The sequence below is a fragment of the Microcystis sp. M53598_WE2 genome (genome assembly GCF_030067735.1).
In the GTDB taxonomy this organism is placed as follows: Bacteria; Cyanobacteriota; Cyanobacteriia; order Cyanobacteriales; family Microcystaceae; genus Microcystis; species Microcystis aeruginosa.
Window position 1 is genome coordinate 1 of record NZ_JASJFE010000633.1, and the last position, 3,365, is coordinate 3,365.

General features: G+C 44.1%; 3 protein-coding genes and 4 pseudogenes. 5 read left to right on the forward strand and 2 right to left on the reverse strand.

All coding sequences use genetic code 11. The features are described 5' to 3' along the window. The 5 genes and pseudogenes from PX636_RS12845 to grrA all read left to right on the forward strand — a co-directional run. A partial coding sequence (locus PX636_RS12845) for an RNA-guided endonuclease InsQ/TnpB family protein (protein ID WP_288117492.1) occupies positions 1–338 on the forward strand: 338 nt, incomplete at its 5' end. An 83-nt stretch (positions 339–421) separates the two neighbouring features. After that, positions 422–625: pseudogene (locus tag PX636_RS12850) on the forward strand (PQQ-dependent sugar dehydrogenase); the annotation flags it as partial. Between the two features lie 191 nt (positions 626–816). Beyond that, positions 817–1,389 (forward strand): annotated as a pseudogene (locus PX636_RS12855) (PQQ-dependent sugar dehydrogenase); the annotation flags it as partial. 88 nt (positions 1,390–1,477) lie between these two features. Continuing rightward, positions 1,478–2,377, forward strand: a complete 900-nt coding sequence (gene grrP / locus PX636_RS12860) for an extracellular substrate binding-like orphan protein GrrP (RefSeq protein ID WP_288117493.1) — start codon at positions 1,478–1,480, stop codon at positions 2,375–2,377. Between the two features lie 14 nt (positions 2,378–2,391). Beyond that, positions 2,392–2,766, forward strand: a complete 375-nt coding sequence (gene grrA, locus PX636_RS12865; protein ID WP_149987744.1) for a GrrA/OscA1 family cyclophane-containing rSAM-modified RiPP — start codon at positions 2,392–2,394, stop codon at positions 2,764–2,766. 58 nt (positions 2,767–2,824) lie between these two features. Here grrA and PX636_RS12870 read toward each other — a convergent pair. After that, a pseudogene (locus PX636_RS12870) lies at positions 2,825–2,998 on the reverse strand (DUF2887 domain-containing protein); the annotation flags it as partial. Between the two features lie 30 nt (positions 2,999–3,028). Continuing rightward, positions 3,029–3,365: pseudogene (locus PX636_RS12875) on the reverse strand (Rpn family recombination-promoting nuclease/putative transposase); the annotation flags it as partial.

Sequence of the window (3,365 nt, forward strand, 5' to 3'; positions counted from 1 at the left end):
ACGAAAACTTAAATGTTCAAGGCATGGTAAAAAACTCTAAACTAGCTAAATCTATTAATGATGTGGCTTGGTCTATTTTTCGACAATGGTTAGAATATTTTGGATTTAAATATGGTAAGGTTACGGTAGCAGTACCACCCCATAACACGAGTCAAAATTGCTCTAATTGTGGTCAAAAAGTCCCTAAATCTCTATCTACGAGAACCCATATTTGTCCCCATTGTGGCTATGTAGAAGATAGAGATATTAACGCCGCTATCAACATTCTCAAAAAGGGACTAAGTACCGTGGGACACACGGAAACTAATACGCTTGGGGAGAGATTCCCTCTGGTTTGATTGGATACGTCCTGTCAGATTAAGGAAACTCGATGAACCAAGAATCCCTCGCATGAGCGCGACGGGAGTGTCAAGATGGTGCAAGTTTGCGAGATGTGCGGGTTATTTTTGAAGTTTCCCAGGCAAAAACTGGCTCTCAACACTTCGGTTCGCGGTTATTATGGCTACCGGATGGCACTTTATTGGTAGCGATTGGGGACGGGGGCAATCCTCCCCTACAATTAGCGGGGGATTTAATTAGAAAACAGTCCCAAAATCGGCAAAGTCATTTAGGTAGACTTTGCTGAATAAAGCTAAAAACCTTGTTGGGTAAGACTTTTAGACCTTTTGGCAATCAAAAAGTACTGGATATGGGAGTGATCGGGGGGAAATTTAGGCACTTTTTCCCTGAAAATTAGGTAATTGGCCACCTGAAAATGAGTAAAACCCTACACCCTACACCCCACACCCCACACCCTGCCCCCAGGAAAAACTTTTTCAGCAGACCCTAGGTAAAATTATCCGCATCAATGACGATGGTTCTCTACCTAAAGATAATCCTTTTGCCGGTTCTAAAATTTGGAGTTATGGTCATCGGAATATTCAAGGAATCAGCTTTGATCCGATGACTAAAAGAGTTTGGGCAACAGAACACGGAGCGAAAGGAGGGGATGAATTAAATTTAATTGAAAAAGGTAAAAATTACGGTTGGCCAGTGGTTTCTGCTAGTCAAGAGTACGGCACTAATACCCCAGTTTCCAGCGAAGAATCTCGACCCGGTCTGATTGATCCGAAAACAATTTGGACACCTGCGATCGCTCCTTCGGGATTGGTCTTTTATACCGGTAATCGCTTTCCTAATTGGCAGGGAAATTTATTTGCCGGTGGTTTAGTTTCCAGGGATATTCGCCGTCTGTCAGTGTATAAATCGGGTGAAATTATCAATCAAGAAGCGATTCCCATCGGTCAGAGGGTGCGGGATGTGCGTCAAAGTCCCGACGGATTTTTATACCTGCTCACCGATGAAGGTAACGGTCAATTAATTCGCCTTGAACCGCCATCTAATTTGTAAAAGTTCACAGAAATTATTATGGAAACCTTGAAGATTTTTTAGTGAATTCTAGTATAGTTATGTTTGTACGGGAGCAAGCACTCGATTTATGAAGAAAATTTTACAGTTAGTGGGACTAGGTTGCATATTGCCCATGTTCCTCGCAAGTCCGAGTTTAGCGGAAACAGTGGTGGAAAAAGTGGCTCGCACGGGATTTTTGACCGTAGGAACCCGTTTTGATGCGATTCCCTACTCCTACATCAATGATAAGGGGGAATTAGTCGGCTATTCTATGGATGTGTTGGAACGAATTAGAAAACGATTGGAAACTCGTCTCGGTCGTCCCGTCACCCTGCAAATGATTGAAGCTAACCAACCCGGAGAGAAAATTAATCTCATTCGTAGCGGGGAAATCGATATCGCTTGTAGTACGGCTTTTACTTGGGAAAGGGCGAAAGTTGTCGATTTTTCCATCAGTTACAGCATTTCTGGGATTAGGATTTTAGCTAAAAAAGGTAGCAATCTCTCCACTCCTCAATCCCTAATCGGTAAACGCATCGCCTTGGTTCCCACTTCTGCGGCCGTGGATGTGATTAAATTAGTACAACCGCAAGCGACAATTGTTACTACCTACAGCACCGTAGAAGAAGCCCTCGAAGCTTTAAAAACTGGTAAAATTGACGCAATAGCGGGGGATAGCATCTCTTTAGCGGGAACAATCCTCAGAGATAACCCTAAAATCTACGAAATCGTCCCCGAAGAAGCTCTAGCTAATTTTGGCATTGCTTGCATGGTTCCCGAAAATAACTCTACTTTTTTGGATGATGTCAACTATGCCATTGTTAAAATGATGCAGGATTACATCACCAATGATACGGCCACCGTTAGTCAAATCGATCGCTGGTTCGGTAGTCAAGGCATGGTTCCCATCCCCCCAGAATTATTAAAGGGGTTTTTTGCCTTCAAAGTTATCGAACACGCCCAAATTAATCCCCAAGAAGCCAAATAGGAGCATAAATTCAGGTGAATATCAGCAATAAAACTGGTTTAGTCGGCTTTCTTCTCGCTTTATCTGCCTTCGGTCTGACTAGCACCGCTCAGGCCGCCTCAGAGGAGGCTAATCCCATTGAGGCGCGTTTAAGTCGTCTGTCCAGCGCTGTACGCGAACGGGTTAACCAACTGCCGTCCGGTACTGCCGATCCTAGTTTACAAGCTTTAGGCTGGGGAGATGGTGGCGGTCGCGGTTGGGTGAATAGTCGTGTCGGTGGTTGGGGAGATGGTCGCGGTGGTAGTTTCGTTAATGCGCGGCCCTGGGGGAATGGTTGGTCTGACGGTGGTAGTTTCTTTAATTCCCGACCGCGCTGGGGTAACGGTGGCAGTTTCTTCAATCGTCGGTAAGTAAGGTTGGGTGAGGCGATAACTTTATCCTCGTCCCAACCCCGGTTTTACGATGAAATCTAGGGTGATTATTTTGAGGCAGAAAGACTCCATCAAGACGAAAAGAAAGTTGTTTGACTTCCACTGAGTCAAAGCGGTAGTTATTCGCTTCGGTGATAGGGAGTTGAATTAATTCAAAGAAGATAGAGGGGAATGATTGAAAGAGTTGATAAAAAATCGTGTCAGTTTTCATGCTTTTATTTTACAAGGCGATCGCATTTTTTTATGTCCCGTTTTGTATAGCTCTAACCTGTTCAACCTCTAACTCTAACGCGGATGCGACTTGCTCAACACTTAACCCTAAGGCTAACAAACGAGGGACAGCCTCTAGTGCTTTGTTTAGTCTGCCTTGCTCAATACCTTGCTCAATGCCTTGCTCAATGCCTTGCTCAATGCCTTGCTCAATGCCTTGCTCAATGCCTTCCTGACGCGCTTCTTCGCGCACATCTTGAAAATACTGAGTTTGTTTTAATTCATCTAAACTAAACATAGTTTCTATCTCCCGACGATTGAGAAGCGGTAACTTATAAACGAGAATCGTCTCTATTAATTGTAAGAGT